At 75.2% G+C, this 16,702-nt stretch carries 10 protein-coding genes and 1 pseudogene; 5 read left to right on the forward strand and 6 right to left on the reverse strand.

Features of this window, described 5'->3' with window-relative positions; translation table 11 throughout:
* Window positions 1–5: 5 nt before the first annotated feature.
* The gene (locus ACIRVF_RS28200; protein ID WP_402823582.1) at window positions 6–5,954 is read left to right on the forward strand and encodes an SAV_2336 N-terminal domain-related protein; all 5,949 of its coding nucleotides are present in this window, start codon (window positions 6–8) and stop codon (window positions 5,952–5,954) included.
* A 291-nt stretch (window positions 5,955–6,245) separates the two neighbouring features.
* Here ACIRVF_RS28200 and ACIRVF_RS28205 read toward each other — a convergent pair whose 3' ends face one another.
* The 4 genes from ACIRVF_RS28205 to ACIRVF_RS28220 all read right to left on the reverse strand — a co-directional run bounded on the left by ACIRVF_RS28205 (window position 6,246) and on the right by ACIRVF_RS28220 (window position 10,042).
* Window positions 6,246–7,148 carry an SAM-dependent methyltransferase gene (locus tag ACIRVF_RS28205; RefSeq protein WP_402823585.1) on the reverse strand — a complete coding sequence of 301 codons (903 nt, stop codon included), beginning with the start codon at window positions 7,146–7,148 and terminating at the stop codon, window positions 6,246–6,248.
* A 184-nt stretch (window positions 7,149–7,332) separates the two neighbouring features.
* Window positions 7,333–8,082, reverse strand: a complete 750-nt coding sequence (locus tag ACIRVF_RS28210) for an FAD:protein FMN transferase (RefSeq protein WP_402823931.1) — start codon at window positions 8,080–8,082, stop codon at window positions 7,333–7,335.
* 31 nt (window positions 8,083–8,113) lie between these two features.
* Window positions 8,114–8,365 (reverse strand): FMN-binding protein, encoded by a 252-nt coding sequence (locus ACIRVF_RS28215; RefSeq protein WP_402823588.1) that lies wholly within the window; start codon window positions 8,363–8,365, stop codon window positions 8,114–8,116.
* Window positions 8,366–8,674: 309 nt separating this feature from the next.
* A complete protein-coding gene (locus tag ACIRVF_RS28220; protein WP_402823591.1) occupies window positions 8,675–10,042 on the reverse strand; it encodes a ferric reductase-like transmembrane domain-containing protein in 1,368 nt (455 codons plus the stop codon).
* A 233-nt stretch (window positions 10,043–10,275) separates the two neighbouring features.
* On the opposite strand from ACIRVF_RS28220, the gene ACIRVF_RS28225 reads away from it, so the two are divergent.
* Both ACIRVF_RS28225 and ACIRVF_RS28230 read left to right on the forward strand, forming a co-directional pair.
* Window positions 10,276–11,004, forward strand: coding sequence for a response regulator transcription factor (locus tag ACIRVF_RS28225; RefSeq protein WP_402823594.1), 729 nt, complete (start codon window positions 10,276–10,278; stop codon window positions 11,002–11,004).
* A gap of 41 nt (window positions 11,005–11,045) precedes the next feature.
* The gene (locus tag ACIRVF_RS28230; protein WP_402823934.1) at window positions 11,046–12,494 is read left to right on the forward strand and encodes a sensor histidine kinase; all 1,449 of its coding nucleotides are present in this window, start codon (window positions 11,046–11,048) and stop codon (window positions 12,492–12,494) included.
* Between the two features lie 51 nt (window positions 12,495–12,545).
* On the opposite strand, the pseudogene ACIRVF_RS28235 reads toward ACIRVF_RS28230, so the two are convergent.
* Window positions 12,546–13,570: pseudogene (locus ACIRVF_RS28235) on the reverse strand (GlxA family transcriptional regulator).
* Window positions 13,571–13,678: 108 nt separating this feature from the next.
* Between ACIRVF_RS28235 and ACIRVF_RS28240 the strand changes: the two are divergent.
* Both ACIRVF_RS28240 and ACIRVF_RS28245 read left to right on the forward strand, forming a co-directional pair.
* A complete protein-coding gene (locus tag ACIRVF_RS28240) occupies window positions 13,679–14,269 on the forward strand; it encodes an isochorismatase family protein (protein WP_402823597.1) in 591 nt (196 codons plus the stop codon).
* Window positions 14,270–14,435: 166 nt separating this feature from the next.
* A complete protein-coding gene (locus ACIRVF_RS28245) occupies window positions 14,436–15,419 on the forward strand; it encodes a hypothetical protein (protein ID WP_402823600.1) in 984 nt (327 codons plus the stop codon).
* A 380-nt stretch (window positions 15,420–15,799) separates the two neighbouring features.
* Here ACIRVF_RS28245 and ACIRVF_RS28250 read toward each other — a convergent pair whose 3' ends face one another.
* Window positions 15,800–16,561, reverse strand: a complete 762-nt coding sequence (locus ACIRVF_RS28250) for an alpha/beta hydrolase (protein ID WP_402823603.1) — start codon at window positions 16,559–16,561, stop codon at window positions 15,800–15,802.
* Window positions 16,562–16,702 lie beyond the last annotated feature (141 nt).

Genomic DNA, 16,702 nt, shown 5'->3' on the forward strand with positions numbered 1-16,702 from the left:
GGCCGGTGGGCGGGTTCGGGACGGGCGGAGGGTTCGGGACGGGCGGAGGGTTCGGGACGGCGGGGGAGTCCCCAGCGGCCGGCGAGTACGGTACGGGGGCGGACGTCGCGGGCACGGACGCCGCGGCGCGGTCCGTGCTGCGCCGGGCGCTGGCCGCGCTCGTCGCCCCCGAGGGCGAGCGGCCGGACCCGCAGGACCTCGCCGACGTGCTGTGGATCGCCCGGCTGGCCGGCCTCGCACCCGTGACCGACGGCCCGCCCGAACCGTCCCCCGAACGGCCGCCGGCCCCGCGACCGCCCGTGCCCCCGGAACCCGACCCCGTCCTGCCGCACCAGCGCACCGAGCGCGACCGCCCGCCCGCCCCCGAACCGCCCGCCCCCACGCCCCCGCAGCCCGAGCCCACGGTCGAGCTCCACCCCCGCTGCGCCCCCTCCGGCACCGAGCGGCCCGAGCCCGTCCCCCGCGGCGCCGAGGTCGTCCAGGTCACCCGGCCCACCGCCCTGCCCGGCGCCCTGGCCATCGCCCGCGCCCTGCGCCCACTGCGCCGCCCGCTGACCCAACGCCCGGGCGGTCACCGGCCGTTGCACCTCGACGAGGAGGCCACGGCGGCGGCGACCGCCGAAGCCGGTGTGCTGCTGCCGGTCTGGCACCGGGCCAAGCCCCGGTACGCCGTCGACCTGCTGGTCGACACCGGCGCCACCATGGCCGTCTGGCACGACCTCGCCGGCGAACTCGCCACCCTGCTGGAACGCCACGGCGCCTTCGAGGAGGTGCGCACCTGGTCCCTCGACACCGACCGGGACACCCCGCACCTCACTCCCTTCCGGCGCCGTCGCACCGCCACCCCACCGCCCGCCGACCCGGACCGCAACTGGTCCCGCCCGCTCGCCGACCCGCACGGGCGCCGCATCCTGCTCGTCCTCACCGACGGCGTCGGACCCGCCTGGTACGGCGACGAACTGGTGCCGTTCCTCGCCCGCGCCGCCACCACCGGTCCGGCCGCCGCCCTCCAGGTGCTGCCCCGCCGCCTCTGGCACCGCACCGCCCTGCGCGCCGCCCCGGTCGAGGCCCGGGCCGCCACCCCCGGCCGGCCCGCCCCCGTCCTGCGGACCGACACCGCCCTGCCCGGCATCCCCCGCGGCAGGGCCGGAGCCGCGGCCCGGGCCGCGGTGCGCTGGCTGCCCGTGCTGGAGATCGACGCCGACTGGCTCGCCCCCTGGGCCGACCTCACCGCGGGCCGCACGGCCGGCTGGACACCCCTGCTCGCCGCGCCGCTCAGCGGGGTCCCCCGCCCGCCGCGCCCGCGCGCCCGGGCCTCCGCCCCGCGCACCGCCGCCGACCGGGTCGCCGCCTTCCGGGCCGGCAGCTCCCCGAACGCGTACCGGCTCGCCTGCCACCTGGCGGCGGCACCGCTGAGCCTGCCGGTGATGCGGCTGGTCCAGCGGGCGACCGTGCCGCAGTCGGGGCAGCGGGAGCTGGCGGAGCTGTTCCTGTCCGGGCTGGTCGAGGTACGGGCGAAGGCCGCCGACCCGGACGAGGTGGTGTACGACTTCGTCGACGACGTACGGGAGGAACTGCTCGGGGAGCTCACCCGGACGGAATCGGTACGGGTGCTGGACCAGGTGCTCGCCAAGGTCTCGGGGCGGGTCGCGGCGACCTTCGGCGGGACGCTCGACTTCCGCGCGCTGGCGGCCTCGGCGGGGGAGGGGCGGCACCGGCTGCCGGACCGCAGCCGGCCCTTCGCGGAGGTCGCGGCGCGGGTGCTGGCGGGGGCGGGCGGTCAACACGCCTCGCTGGCAAGGACCCTGAGTGGGATGGTGAGCAACCGGCCCGCGATCCGGCGGAACGCGCTGACACCGGTGGCGCCGGTCGTGAGCCCGCCGGACCCGCCGCGAATGATCGGCCGGGCGCACGAACTCCGCCTGCTCGCACAGGCGTGCGCACCGGGTGGCATGAAGACCCGGGTGACGGTGATCGAGGGCACCGCAGGCATGGGCAGGCGCCGCCTCATTCAGGAGTACGTCCGGCTCCACGGTGACCGCCACTCCTTCATCCACTGGATCGACGCGCGCACCGGCGGAGCCCTGGCCACCGGCGTCGAACGGCTGAGGTACGCCCTTGGCGTGGATCGCTCCGTCTTCCTCGGCGAGGTGGTCGGCGACCACCCGAACTGGCTGATCGTCGTCGACGGTCTCCAGCCGGACACCTTCTACTCCCGTGAGCTCACCCGCCTGATCGCCTCCGAGTCGGGCCGCCTGATCGTCACCACTGATACACGCGAGGGGCTGAGCATCCTCGACTCCGCGACGACGATCACCCTCGGCCCCCTCACCGAGGCGGAACTGCGCGAGGAGATCCGCCACCGCCTCGGCGAGGACTACCAACGGATCGAGCACAACCAGGAGTTCGAGGCCCTGCTCGACCGGATGCCCAGGCGTCCGGACGAACTGGCGACCTGGCAGCTCGACGCCCAGCTGGCCGCTCTGGTGCTGCCTCCGAAGGCCGATGCGGCGAACGACTCGAAGAGCTTCCGGCTGCCCTGCCGGGCAGTGGCCCTGGCGGCAGTGCCAGGGCCGGACGGGCGCAGTGATCTCGCCGTCTACGGTGTGGACGGCCTGGTCCACTTCATCGACGCGGTGGACGGGCTGAAGTTCCGGAGCTCGCTGCTTCTCGACGTGACCTCCGACGTCGTGGCGATGGCCGCCTTCGGCGACGACCGGTTCGTCCTCTGCACCGCGGACGTCGACGGCGTGCTCCAGTTCTGGGACGCGGAGGACGGCTCCCTCACCGACAGCCAGAGCGGCCTCCCGTTCGAGCCGGTGGCGATGGCCGCCCACACCCATTCGGACGGGAGGCAGTATCTCTGGATCTCCGACCTCCAGGGCCGCATGAGCCTCTGGGACGTCCAGAACGCAGTCGAGGTGGAACTGCCGGGCATCGCCGGTGGCTACCGCGCCTGGGCGCTCACCTCCGTGCCCCACCTGGACGGGCAGACGGCCCTGGTCGGCGTCGACCAGTCCGGGACGGTGCGTCGGTGGCGGCCCGACGCGCCCGACAGTCCCGACTTCGTCAGCAGCGACGGGCTCGATCCCGATCTGGCGAGGACGATCGTCGGCATCGCCAGCGACGAGGACCACTGCGTCATCGCCTCGATCGGGGACCACGACGGCCAGGTCCACATCTGGGAGCTGGCGAACGGCCTGCGCGGCGGCGTGGACCAGGAGACCGGACCCCGCACTCTCGCAGGGCGCTTCCGCCTGGTCGAGCGGATCGCCCAGGGGCGGCAGAGCGAGGTCTGGCGGGCCAGGGACGAGCGGGACGGCGTGACCGTCGTGGTCAAGACCGTCGCGAGGGACCGCCTGGCGGTCGCCCTGGACGCGAACGAGTTCCTGGCGCAGGCCGCACGGCTCGCCGAACTCGACCACCCGGGCCTGGTCGCCTGCCACAGCGCCGGTGCCGATGCCGAACACCTCTATCTCGTCCACGAGTTCGTCGACGGACCCGACCTGCGGAGTCTGCTCGACGCGGGACCGCTGCCCCCTGCCGAGGCCGCGGCGATCGCCCACGGCGTGGCCGAGGCGCTGGAGTACCTCCACGGCCAGGGGCTCGCCCACGGCCGGATCGAGCCCGCCAACATCCTCATCCGCCCGGACGGCAGCCCGGCCCTCTGCGACTTCGGGATCCACCTCGGCGGGCCGGCCGTCCCGGTCGACCCGGCCGGTGACATTCACGCCCTCGGCAGGGTGCTTGAGGCGACCGGAGTGCCCGAGCCACTGCACGGGCTCGTCCGTGACCTGCTGCAGCCGGACCCGCGCCGACGGCCGTCCTCCGCCGCCGCGGTGGCCCGACGGATCGCCGACTCGGGCGCCCTGGGGCGGCTCAGGTTCAGGCTGCTGGGCGACGTGTGCGCCTGGCGCGGGGACGAGCCCGTCGAACTCGGCCCTCCCGAGCAGAAGTTGGTGCTCGCCGTACTGCTCAAGAACCACGGCCGGCCGGTTCCTCTGGAGGCCCTGGTTCATGCGGTGCTGCAGAGAGACGACGATCCCCTGGCGCCGACCGGCGGCCGGATGCTCGCGCATGTTCGCGAGATCCAGCGTGTCCTGAACCCGGCCCCGGCCCGGTTCGGAGTGCTGGAGGAGCTCTCCGACGGCCGCACCTGGGTGCTGAACGTCGCCTCCGAGCAGATCGACGCCGTCCTCTTCGAACAGGCCTTGGAACGTGCCGAGGCGGCACTGGCGGCCGCCGATGCGACCGCAGCCCGGCGGCACGCCGAGGCGGCCCTCGCCCTCTGGGAGGGCACACCGCTGGCGGACCTGCCCGGACCGTCGGCGGAACTGGAACGGTTCCGTCTCAACGAACTGCACGAACGCGCAGAGGAGTTGGCCGGGCCGCCGGTACGCTCCCGGCTGCGCTACTCGCTGCTCGGACCACTGCGGGTCTGGCGGGACGAGCAGCCGCTGTCCGTCCTTTCGGCCGAGGAGCGGGCGGTCCTCGCAGCCCTGCTCCTGCACGCCCCGGAGCCCGTCTCGACGGCGAGCCTGGCCCACGCGGTGTGGGGCGATCAGCCGCCGCCCCAGGCGGAGGGCGCGCTGCGCACCCACGTCCTGCGGCTGCGGTCGGCCCTGGGCGACGGCACCAAGCCGCGCGGCGCGGCCGAGACCGTGCACGTGGTGAGGGACGGCTACCGGCTGACGGTCGACCCGGGCTCGGTCGACGTGACCGTCTTCGAGGAGCAGCTCGCCGCTGCCGTGCAGGCGGAGAGGGCCGGCGACATGTCGGCGGCCCACACGCTGGTGCGGTCCGCGCTCGACCTCTGGGAGGGCCCCGCGCTGGACGGCGTTCCGGGGCCGTACGCCTCCTGGGAGCGCTCCCGGCTGAACGAGCGGCGGATGGCGGCCACCGAGGACCTGTATGCCACGGGGCTGGCGCTCGGCCGGCACCGGGAGCTCGTGACGGAACTCGAACCGATGGTCGCCGACAGTCCGTTGCGCGAGCGGTTGTGCGCCCTGCTGATGCTCGCCCTCCACCGCTGCGGGCAGCAGGCCGAGGCACTGGAGGCCTACGGCCGTCTCCAGGCGCGGCTGCGGCAGGAGTTCGGCGTCGAACCGGGACCGGCGGTGACGAGCATCCACCGGATGATCCAGGCGGACGACCTCCAACTGCGCAGGCCCGGCTGGGCGGAGGCACTCATCGTGCCGCAGGGCGGCACCGCCGCGTCCTCCGGTGTGGACGCGGACCGGCTACCGCGCGGCAACGCGCTGCAGGGGGTGGCGATCGGGTTGGATGCGGCCCAACAGAACCCGGTCTTCGTGGACTTCGACACCGATCCGCTGTTCGCCGTGTTCGGCGACGAGGGGTCCGGAAAGACCACGCTGCTCCGGCTGCTGGTCAAGCAGCTGACCGAGCGTTACTCCTCGGACCGAGCCGGCTTCCTGGTGGCCGATTTCCGCCGCACGCTGCTCGACGAGGTGCCCCCCGAGTACCTCATCCACTACGCGTCGAGCGCGACGGGCCTGGAGACGCTGGTGCGGATCCTGCGCGTCACCGCCACCAGCCGTACGCCGGGTGCACAGCAGAGCGCGGCCCGCTGGCAGCGGCACAAGGACATCTTTCTCATCGTGGACGACCTCGACCTCATCGCCGCGACCGTGCGGGACCCGCTGGCATCCCTCATCGAATTCCTCCCGCACGCCCGTGAGCTGGGCCTGCGTGTGATCGTCGCCCGCCGCTCCGAGGGCGCCGGCCGTGCCAGTGTCGTCAACCCCTTCCTGCGCGCGGTGTGCGACCTGGGCGGTCACGGAGTACTGCTCTCCGGCGACGGGCAGGAAGTCCCCCTCCTGGGCGCCGTGGCACCCCAGCCACTTCCCCCGGGCCGGGGAATTCGGGTGACCTCCGAAAATCCGTTCGGAACACTGTTTCAGACCGGCTGGCTGCCCACCAGGAACAGCGGATGATCGTGGTCCCGGAGGAGGAGACCGCAGACGCCGGACGCAGGTCCACCGGCCGATCTGCGGGATGACGCCTGAAGACGACGAAGAGACGGCGAAACACGCCCCCGAGGACTCGGACGAGCCGGCCACGATCACGGCCGGTGGATCACCCGGCGCATCCGCTGTACCTCGGGCCCGGAGCACCGGAAGGGGTGGTACGAGCACACGACGGTTGTGAACGGTTCGGGGACTCGGGTCGGTGGTCCCATCCCGTCGGACTTCTGACGGCCGGGTCGCAAGGCAGGGTTCAGCGCCTCAGGGGCGGACGGCGAAGACCCAGCGGTCGGCGGCGAGGGCGTCGTCCGGTTCGGGCAGCGGGCCGCGGCCGTAGTGGCGGGTGAACTCGTAGGGTGTGTGGACGGTGGTGGACCAGCCGCGTGCGGTGAGGTCGGCAGGGGTGTCGGGGCGGGGGCCGGCGTCGAGCAGGGCGGGCAGGTCGATGCCGGTCCGGTCGCGGAGCGCGGTGTGGAGCGGGTGGTCGCGGACCGCCGTGGACTCGGGGCCGAGCCTGGCCTCGTAGGCCAGGGTGGAGCCGGGGGCGCTCAACCGGTCGACGGCGGCGAAGAGTTCGCGTTCCTCCGGGCCGGGCAGGTGGAGCAGCAGGCCTTCGGCGAGCCAGGCGGTCGGGTGGTCGGGGTCGAACCCGGCGGCGGTCAGCGCCCCGGCCCAGTCGGTGCGGAGGTCGGCCTCGACGGCCGCCCGGTGGGCGGTGGGCAGGTCGGTCGCTGCGGCTTCCAGCCCGTCCAGTACGCGCTCCTTGAAGGCGAGCACCTCGGGCCGGTCGACCTCGTAGAGGGTGCAGTCGCCGGGCCAGTCGAGCCGGTACGCCCGTGCGTCGAGTCCTGCCCCGAGCAGGACGACCTGCCGGGCGCCGAGTTGGACGGCCCGCAGCAGCTGGTCGTCGAACGCCCGTGTCCGCAGCGCGAAGTAGCGGCCGAGTCGCCCCCACAGCGGGTCGGCCTCGCCGTCGGGGACGTCGCGGGGGTGGACGGGCCACTGCGCGGCGGCGGGGGCGGCGCGCACGAAGTGCTCGGCGTACCGGTCCCGGGCGAGGGCGTCGGGGCGGTGGGTCTCGATCGCCCGGGCGGCGGCGACCAGCAGGGTGGTGAGCTCCACGCCCCCGGTCACGCCGGGGTTCTCCGTCACGCCGACACTCATGCGCCGCTCCTGCCGCTGGGGGACGGGCGGTCCGTGCCCGATCGGTTCCCCACTATCCGTCACCGGGCGGAGATCAGCCCGACATGATCACCGGGGTTCACCCGATGGGGGGAACTCGGGCCGGTAGGAGCAACATTGGCGCGGCCGGTCAGTATGCGACGGTCGGCTGCCGGGCACCCGACTGTCAGGCACCCGGCTGCCAGTCGGCCGGCCCGGAGGGCGGCAGGTGGCCGGGCAGGCCGGACGTCCAGCGCTTGGAGCCGTCCGGCAGCACCGCGAGCGCCTCCACTCCCGGCCGGCGGGCCGCCCAGGCCAGCGCGCGGTCGGGGCCCATGGCGAAGGCGGCGGTCGCCCAGGCGTCGGTGCGGGCGATGCCGGTGCCCGGGGCGCCGACCAGGGTGAGCGAGGCCAGGCCGTCCGCCGGGCGGCCGGTGCGGGGGTCGAGGATGTGGGCACCGCGCTCGGCGGTGCCGGAGGTGGCGACGGCGAGGTCGCTGCCGGCCAGGACGGCGGCGAGCATGCCCGGTCTTCCGGGGTGGGCGACGCCGAGCCGCCACGGTCCGCCGCAGGTCTGTACGTCCCCGCCGCCGTTGACGCAGAACTGCCGGGCGCCGGAGGCGCGGAGCAGCCGGGCGGCCTCCTCGATCGCCCAGCCCTTGACCCAGCCGCTGGGGTCGAGCCGGCCGCCGGGCCGCTCGGTGAAGTAGCCGTCGGTCTCGGCCGCCACCTCACGGCAGGCGGCGAGCACCGTGCGCACCTCGGGATCGCAGTCCTCCGGGGCGATCTCGCCGCGCCCGAGCCGGCTGACGTCGCTGTCGGGCCGGTAGGTGGAGAACACCGCGTCGATCCGGTGCAGCCGTTCGACGATCCGCCGTACCGCCTCGGGGGTGTCCGGCCCGGGGTCGCGGACGGCGATCGAGAAGACGGTGCCCATCACGGGCTCGGCGTGCCGCAGCACCGGGGCCTCAGCCCTTCGCCCGGTCGAGGGCGCTCTGCAGCGAGCGGATGTAGCCGTCACTGGTGTAGGTCGCGCCGCTGACCGCGTCGATCCGAGCGTTCTGCGCGGAGATCGCCTCCTGGTTGAGCACGGGCAGGGCGTCGGCGTTGATCTCGCGGTCCCGGCGGTCCTGGGTCGGGTACTTGACCACGTCGACGGTGGTGATCCGGCTGCCGGCGAGGGTGACCTGCACCTGCACCGGGCCGTACCGGGTGTTCACGGTGTCCCCGCTGACCTTACGAGTGGCGCCGCCGCCACCGGTGGCGGGTGCGGGGGAGGCGGACGGGCCCGGCGAGGTGCCGGCGGAGCCGGACCCCGACCCTGAATCCGACCCTGACCCTGACCCTGAACCCGACGCAGATCCCGACCCCGACCCCGAGCTGATCACCGGCGCGGACCCGGTCGCCTCGTGCGGTTTGAGCGAGAGCAGCAGCACCACCCCGGCAGCGGTGGCGGCACTGGTGACGACGGCTCGGCGCATGGCAGGACAACTCCTCCGGAGACGTGGACGTGTAGGCGTGGAAAGGGGTCAGAAGACGAAGGACTCGCGGTGGATGCGTCCCGCCCGCACCCCGGCCGCCCGCAGCGCCCGTACGGCCTCCTCGGCGACGGCCTCGGGCCCGCACAGGTACACCTCGTGCTCGGCCAGGCCCGGCACCAGCCGCGCGAGCGCCGCGCCGAGGTCCCCGACCTGTTCCCGCGAGCCGAGCAGTTCGTGCACCACCCCGCCGCGCCGCCGGGCGACCTCGGCCAGCTCGGCCCGGAACAGCACGTCCTCCGCGCGCCGTGCCCGCTGCACCAGCGTGACCTCGCCCGGCAGGGTCTCGAACAGCGCCCGCAGCGGTGTGATCCCCACCCCGACCCCGAGCAGCAGCACCCTGCGCTGCCGCTGCTGCCGCCCGGTGAACGCCCCGTACGGCCCCTCGGCCCGCACCCGGGTGCCCGGCGGCAGCGCGGCGACGGCGGCGCTGTGCCCGCCGAGGTCCTTGACGGTGAAGCGGAGGAAGTCCGGGCGCGGAGGCGCGGACAGCGAGTACGGGTTGGCGGCCCAGCGCAGCCCGGGCGCCTGGAACTGCAGGCGGAAGAACTGGCCCGGCTCGGCGCGGAGTTCGTCGAGCCGTCGGCCGGAGAGGAACAGCGACACCACGCCGGGGCCCTCCCGCCGCACCTCGGCCACCCGCAGCCCGTGCCGCCGGTCGAGCAGCCACGGCCGCAGCAGCCGGAACCAGCCGATCAGCGCCGCCGTGCCGAAGTAGAGCGCGTACCACGCGGCCTGGCCGGGGCCGCCGCCGAGGTCGGCGCCGGTGGCCAGCTGGTGGGCGAAGGCGAGTGCGACGGCGAGGTAGGTCGCCAGGTGCAGGTAGTACCAGGTCTCGTAGGAGAGCCGGCGGCGGGCCGCCCGGGCGGAGACCAGGCCGGTGCCGAGCATCAGCAGGGTGCCCAGGGAGGCCTTGATCATCTCGGGGTAGTGGAAGACGATCTCCACGCCCTCCCCGACCGGCCCGCGCCCGTCGGTGAGCGCGTAGCCCCAGACCACGGTCAGCACGTGCACCGAGACCAGGGCGACCAGCCAGCGTCCGCCGTACGCGTGCCAGCGGGCCAGTCGGTCGGCGCCGACCCCGCGTTCCACCGGCGGCAGCCGGGCCATCAGCAGGAGCAGGACCGGCGCGGCGTACCCGGCGAGCAGCCCGGTGATCCGCCCGGCACCGGTCAGCCACCCGGCCGCGCCGACCACGGAGGCGGTGTTCACCCACCACAGCCCGAGCACGCCGAGCGCCCCGGCGCCGATCAGCGCGAGCGCGGCGTTCGGGGGCAGGGCGAGCGGCGGACGGGCCGCCGCCCGGCGGTGCGGACGGGCGGGCGCGGGCCGGGACTTCGGTGCGGTGGCAGTGGTCATCGGGGTCCTCCTCGACTCCCGGCGGCGGCACGGCCCCGCCGAGGCGGTCCACGATCGCACCGCAAGCTCTGAGTCACCTCTGAGGACGGCCCGTTCCGGGGCCCTCCTGAAGTGTTGTCGCCGCAGGTCAGAAGCTATGTCCGGGTTCACGAACCAGTTCCGGCGATCTCACGGCTTTCTCATCGCGGCGGGCCAGAATGACCGTTGCCCACCGCCCGACCGAGGGAGCCACCATGGACGACACCGCCGGCCGCCCGGACGACCGCCCCGACTGGCGCGTCCTGGTCGTCGACGACGAACCGGACCTGGTGGAGGTGGTCTGCGGCGCCGTCCGCTACGAGGGCTGGCACGCGCGCGGCGCGACCACCGGTCTGGAGGCCGTCCGGGAGGCGGCACGGTGGCGCCCGCACGCCGTGGTGCTGGACGTGATGCTGCCCGACCTCGACGGCCTGGAGGTGCTGCGCCGGGTGCACGCCGAGCAGCCCGAGGTGCGGGTGCTGTTCCTCACCGCCCGGGACGCCGTCGAGGAGCGGATCGCGGGCATCGCCGCGGGCGGCGACGACTACGTGACCAAGCCGTTCAGCCTGGCCGAGGTGGTGGTCCGGCTGCGCGGACTGCTGCGCCGGGCCGCCCCGCCCGCCGGCCCGGCGCAGCCGCCCGCGCACGCCCTGGTGCTCGGCGACCTCGTCCTCGACGACCTGGCCCGCGAGGTGACCCGCGACGGCGAGACCATCGAGCTCAGCCCGACCGAGTACGCGCTGCTCGCCCACCTGATGCGCCACCCCCGGCAGGTGCTCAGCAAGGCGCAGATCCTGGAGGCGGTCTGGTCGTACGATTTCGGCGGGCAGGCCCACATCGTGGAGCTGTACATCAGCTACCTGCGCAAGAAGCTGGACGCCGGCCGCAGCCCGATGATCCACACCGTGCGCGGCGCGGGCTACCTGATCAAGGCCGCGCCGTGAGCCGCGCCGTGAGCCGCGCCGTGAGCCGTGCCGTGCGCCTCCTGAAGCGGCTCTTCCCCCGGACCCTGCGCGCCCGGCTGATCGCCGGCCTGCTGGTGCTGCTGGTCGTCACCTGCGCCGCCGTCGGCTTCGCCACCGCCGCCGCCCTGCGCCACTTCCTGGTCGACCGGCTCGACCAGCAACTCGCCGAGACCGGCGGCCGCTACGCCGCCAGCCTGGAGCACACGGGCGCCGGCGCCGGCCCGGACACCCGGGCCCAGACCCCCGGCACCCTGGGCGTGCGGCTGCTGGGCGGCCGGGTGACCGCCGCCGGGGTGGTCGACGGGGACGCCGACGACGTCGGCGACCCCGGTGACGAGGACGACCGGGTCTCCTTCCCGCCCGACCGGCAGCGGGCCCTGGCCGCCCTGCCCGTCGGCGGACCGGCCCGAACCCTCGACCTCGGCGGCACCCTGGGCCACTACCGGGTCCGGGCGGTGGCCGGCCGGGACGGCGACGTACTGGTCAGCGGGCTGCCGGTGAAACCCGCCGAGGACACCGTGGAGCGGCTGGAGACCCTGGAGCTGACCGTCTTCGCGATCGCGGTCGCGGCGGCCGGCGCGGCCGGGGCCCTCTGGGTCGGCTTCTCGCTGCGCCCGCTGCGGCGGGTGGTCGGCATGGCCGAGCGGGTCAGCGCGCTGCCGCTGGCCAGCGGCGAGGTGATGCTCGCCGAGCGGGTGCCGGACGACGATCCCCGCACCGAGGTCGGCCGGGTCGGCGCGGCGCTCAACCGGATGCTCGGCCACGTCGGCGACGCGCTGGCCCGCCGCCACGCGGTGGAGGAGCGGCTGCGCGGCTTCGCCGCCGACGCCAGCCACGAGCTGCGCACCCCGGTGGCGGCCGTCCGCGGCCACGCCGAACTGGCGCTGCGCCACCCCGGGGAGGTGCCCGGCGAGGTGCGGCACTCGCTGGAGCGGATCGACGCCGAGGCGCTGCGGATGGGCGCGATCGTGGAGGACCTGCTGCTGCTCGCCCGGCTGGACGCCGGCCGCCCGCTGGCCGAGGACGAGGTGGACCTCACCCGGATCGTGCTGGGGGCGGTGGCCGACGCCCGGGCGGCCGGGCCGGACCACCGCTGGCGCCTGGTTCTGCCGGAGGAACCGGTGCTGGCGCGCGGGGACGAGCACCGGCTGAGCCAGGTGGTGGCCAACCTGCTGGCCAACGCCCGCACCCACACCCCGGCCGGTACCGCGGTCGAGGTGCGCCTCGAACTCACGGGTGGCGGAGTGGAGTTGAGTGTCACCGACGAGGGTCCCGGGATCCCGGCGGAGCTGCTGGAGCGGGTCTTCGAACGGTTCGTCCGGGGGGACCGCGCCCGCTCCAGGGCCACCGGCTCGACCGGGCTGGGCCTGGCCATCGTCCGGGCCGTGGTACGGGCGCACGGCGGCACGGTCGAGGCGGCCAGCCGGCCCGGACGTACCTCGTTCACCGTCCGGCTGCCGGCGGCGTGACGCGGTGCTCGTCCACGGTCCGGCCGGCGGGGCCGTCATGCCGCAGGCCGTTCAGGGGCCGGCCGGCGGCGGGACCGTGCGGAAGCGCCGCCGGTAGTCCGTGGGCGTGGTGTCCAGGCGGCGGCGGAAGGCGCGCACCAGGGTGTCCGTGGTGCCGAACCCGCAGGTGGTGGCGATGCGTTCGAGGGTGTCGTCGCCGGACTCCAGCCGGTGGCGGGCGAGTTCGACCCGGGCCGACTCGACGTAGGCGCTCGGGGTGGTGCCCAGCTCGGTCTTGAAGATCCGCACCAGCTGCCGTTCGCTGACGTTCGCGTGCGCCGCGAGGTCCGGCACAGTGAGCCGGCCGGAGAGGTTGCGCAGGGGTGGCGCAGTTCCTCGATCCGCCGGGTGGTGGAGACCGGCTCCAGCGGAACGCTGAACTGGCTCTGACCGCCGGGGCGTTTGAGGTACATCACCAGCTGCCGGGCGACCCGCAGGGCGAGCTCCTCGCCGAAGTCCTCGGCGACCAGCGCGAGCGAGAGGTCCAGGCAGGCGCTGATGCCCGCGCCCGTCCACACCTCGCCCTCGCGGATGAAGATCGGGTCGGCGTCCACCTCGATCTGCGGGTACTCGGCGGCGAGTTGGCCCGCGGTCGACCAGTGGGTGGTGGCCCGTTTGCCGTCCAGCAGCCCGGCGGCGGCCAGCAGGTGGGCACCGACGCAGACGGAGGCGACCCGGCGGGCCCGGGCGGCCAGGGTGCGGACGTGGTCGACCATCGCCGGGTCGGTGAGCGCCTGGACCCGTCCGCCGTCCACCTCCACCGCCCCCGGCACCAGCAGGGTGTCGATGCCGCCCTCGGCGGCGGCCCGGTCGAAGGTCAGGTCGGGCAGGATCCGCACCCCGGCTGCGGTGGTGACCGGCTCGGTGGTCGCGGCGGCCAGCACCACCCGGTAGCCGACCGCGTCGGCGGTCTCCCGCCGGACCAGCGAGAACACCTCCGGCGGTCCGGTGACGTCCAGCAGGTCGACGCCCTCGAACAGGACGATGACGATCAGCCGTTTCTCCACGCACTGCCCCCTCGATGTCGGAATCTGCATGTTAGACGGCATTGCCGCCATGCCGGGCCCGCCCGTAGCGTTCCGGAGGCAGGCCGCACCCGGCGTGACCTGCGAAGAACCCCTCCATGCGACGAAGGCGGTACAGCCGTGCCCACCACCACCCTGCGCACCCTCAACGGCCTCGACGACAAGCCCGCCGGGCTCGGCGGGGCGACGCTGCTCCTGATCGACTACCAGAACACCTACACCCGCGGGGTGATGGAACTGACCGGCTGGCGCGAGGCCCTGGACGCGGGCGCCGAACTGCTCGCCCGGGCCCGGGCTGCCGGTGCCACCGTCATCCACGTCGTCAACGACGGCGGCCCGGGCACCCCGTACGACGTCCGTGCCGAGATCGGACGGATCCACCCGGACGTCGCCCCCGCCGAGGGTGAGCGGGTGGTCGTCAAGCAGGCCCCGGACGCCTTCGTCGGCACCGGGCTGGGCGAGCTGGTGGACACGGCCGGACACCAGGACGTGGTGATCGCCGGATTCATGACCCACCTGTGCGTCGCCTTCACCACCGCCGGGGCCTTCCTGCGCGGCAACCGCCCCACCGTCGTCGCCGACGCCTGCGCCACCCGCCCGCTGCGGTCCGGCGGCGCGGAGCTCACCGCGGACCAGATCCACCGGGGCGCGCTCGCCACGGTCGGGGACCTCTACGGGGTGGTGGTGGAGTCGGCGGCCGACCTCGGCTGAGGCCGGCCGCCGGCGGTCGGGCCCGCCCGCGGCGGCGGGCCCGGTCCGTCACCCGCGCCCACCGCCGGTGGGACGAGTCTCGTTGTGCCCGTCCCGTTCCGCCATGGATTCGGTTCTCGCCGAACGGTCTTGCGGACCGGGCGCCCGCGGGGTGACGATCGCGACCGTGCTGCGAATCTTCTTCGGTACGGACGACCTGGACCGGATCCGGGTCGCGGAGCGCCCCGACATGTCGATGGAGCTGTCCCTCAGCGTCCACGCCCTGGTCAGCGGCCGCTGCGACCCGCGCTTCCAGGCCTGGCGCAACCGGCTGCGGGCGTCCTGGAACCCGCGCACCGCGCTGCTCTTCGACCTCTACACGCCCTCGGCGATCCCGGAGTTCCTCACCGTCCGGCGGGACCCGGGCGCCACCGAGAGCGCCACCGCCGGGGCCCCCGAGGAACCGCTCCGCGACCACCTGCGATCCGTCGGCGGAGAACGGCAGTTGAGCGCCTTCGCCCGCGGCGTGGCGGCGGGGGACCGGCGGGCCAGGAAGCTGCTCGGCAACGTCACCGCCGAGTACCAGACCCGCGCGATAGACCCCTACCGCCGGCAGATCGAGACCATCGTCACCACCGAGCACGGCCGCCGCCGCCGGATCACCGGACCGGACCAGGTCCTCAACTCGCTGCACCCGTCGGTGTCCTGGCGCCGCCCCGTGCTCAGCTTCCCGCTCGCGAACGGCTGCCGGCACGACATCCGGCTGGACGGCCGCGGACTCCTGCTCCAGCCCTGCGTGTTCGGCCCCCGCCGTCCCGTCATCGCCCGCTTCGAGGACCCGCGCCAACAGCCCGTCCTCCTCTACCCGGCGAGGATCAGCGGCCCCTTGCAGCCCGAGTCCGAACCCACCCCCAGCCGTACCCTCACGGCCCTGCTCGGCCAGACCCGGGCCGCCGCCCTGGCGGCCATCGCCACCCACGGCCCCTGCTCCACCAAGGACCTGGCCGCCCTCCTCGACATCTCCACCGCCTCCGCCAGCGAACACGCCACCGTGCTCGCCGACTCCGGCCTCACCGCCAAGGACCGCACCGGCCGCACCGTCACCCATCGCCCCACCCCCCTGGGCCAGGCCCTCCTCGCCGGCCACCTCCCCGTGCCACCCGTCGGGTAGCGCGCCGCGGAGCTCGCGAGGCGGGCCGACGCCTCCGGTTCCGGCCCGCTCCGGGGCCTGCCTCCGCTCGCCCCCTGCGGGGCGATACCGCGGCCTCCGGGCGGGAGGTGCACCCAGCGCAGCGGCTCCCGCCTCGGCCGGGCGACGCACTCACCCCGACGCCGTCCCGCCGTCCGCTCGGACGACGGGGAGAAGCGCACGGCCCACTGCCCGGGCCACCCGCACCGGCAGCGGGCCGGGACGAGGCGCCGACTACGGCCGTGCCCGGGCGAGGCCGGTACGGGGTGGGCCTCTTCCGCCGAACTCCGCCCCCACTCCCACGCACGGGGGCAGCTGCGGCAGGAATCAGCGGGGCGGGCCGGGGGCGGCCTCGCCCGGGATCAGGCGGGTGCCCCGTGTGTGGGCGCGGGGCGGGATTGGCGGGGGAGGGGGAGGGTGAGGGCTTCGGGGGAGGTGGACGGGAGGGCGAGGGCGGAGGCGGTTTCGGCGGGGAAGGGGTGGAGGCCGAGGAGCGCGGTGGTGAGGCGGGCGGTGGCGCGGTGCCAGTCGGGGATGCGCTGGAGCATCGCGTGGCCGCTGCCGGTGACGGTGTAGCCGCAGACGCGGGCGCCGGCGGCGCGGCTGCGGGCGGCGAAGGCGCGGGTGTCGGCGGGTGGGGTGACGGTGTCGCGGTCGCCGTGCAGGAGGAGGACGTCGCGGCCGGCGAGGTGGTCGCAGGGGTCCTCGGCGGGGCACCAGGGCGCGAGGGCGACCAGGCCGGTGACGGCCGGGTGGCCGCCGGCCCGCAGGGCGGCGCGGCCGCCCATGGAGTGGCCGACCAGGACGGTGGGCACCGGGCCGAGGGTCTCGGCGAGTTCGTCGAGTGCGGCGAGGGCGTCCCGGGCGGCGTCGGCACGGGCGCCGTTCCAGCCGCGGTGGCGGTAGCGGACGGTGCCGAGGGCGATGTCGGTGCCCGCCGTCGCCCTGGTCAGCGCGCGGACGAAGCCGTGCATGCGCAGCAGCGGGAGGTTGAGCGGGCGGGGGCGGGCGAGGTTGTGCTCCTCGCCGCCGTGGAGGACGAGGACGGCGGCCCGGGCCGCCGGGGGGCGCACCCGCCAGCGCAGCGCGTCGTGAGTGCCCGCGCCCGTACTGCTTGCCGTCACCTCTGCACCGTCCAGCTCCGTAACCAAGCGACCACCCGGGCCCGGTGACCCGCGAACCCCCGGGCCCCGGCCCGGACCGCCACTGTACGCGGGCGTACGGGCGGGGTGTTCACCCGAGGGAACCATCCCGGCCGACCGGGC

This window comes from Kitasatospora sp. NPDC101157 (assembly GCF_044768255.1).
Classification (GTDB): Bacteria; Actinomycetota; Actinomycetes; order Streptomycetales; family Streptomycetaceae; genus Kitasatospora.

Bases quoted from the DNA above. Each gene is read 5' to 3' on its own strand.
- ACIRVF_RS28210 (WP_402823931.1), bottom strand. From the start codon at position 8,082: ATGGGCACCGTCTTCTCGATCGCCGTCCGCGACCCCGGGCCGGACACC.
- ACIRVF_RS28205 (WP_402823585.1), bottom strand. From the start codon at position 7,148: ATGAGTGTCGGCGTGACGGAGAACCCCGGCGTGACCGGGGGCGTGGAG.
- ACIRVF_RS28225 (WP_402823594.1), top strand. From the start codon at position 10,276: ATGGACGACACCGCCGGCCGCCCGGACGACCGCCCCGACTGGCGCGTC.
- ACIRVF_RS28220 (WP_402823591.1), bottom strand. From the start codon at position 10,042: ATGACCACTGCCACCGCACCGAAGTCCCGGCCCGCGCCCGCCCGTCCG.